1 protein-coding gene is annotated in these 304 nt (G+C 49.7%); it reads left to right on the top strand.

All coding sequences use genetic code 11. From position 1 onward, the window contains the following. Positions 1 to 43 precede the first annotated feature (43 nt). Positions 44 to 304: hypothetical protein (locus tag AB4585_RS24455; protein ID WP_372171344.1), on the top strand; the 261-nt coding region annotated here is incomplete at its 3' end.

The raw sequence follows: 304 nt of genomic DNA, 5'->3' as shown, positions 1-304 counted from the left end.
AAAGACACCTGCATCATCAAAAAAATCTCGCTTTCTCGTCGGCATTGACCTTGGCACCACCAATACTGTGGTCGCGTTTTGTGAAAACACTGAACCGCTGAAAGAATCTCCTTTGCAACTGTTTGAAATTGACCAACTTGTGGGGCAAGGGGAAGTAGCACGCAGACCGCAGCTCCCTTCTTTTCGATTTCATGCGACAAAGCAGCAGTTTTCCAGTGAGGCCCTGCAATTGCCGTGGACGCAGCAACAGGTTGCAGGAGACGTAGAGAATGTCATTATCGGAGAATGGGCACGAGAGCTAGGC

Source organism: Vibrio sp. 10N.222.49.C9, from assembly GCF_041474985.1.
Lineage (GTDB): Bacteria > Pseudomonadota > Gammaproteobacteria > Enterobacterales > Vibrionaceae > Vibrio > Vibrio crassostreae_C.
The sequence above is the reverse complement of the archived record's forward strand: the minus strand, read 5'-3'. Positions and strand labels throughout refer to the sequence as shown.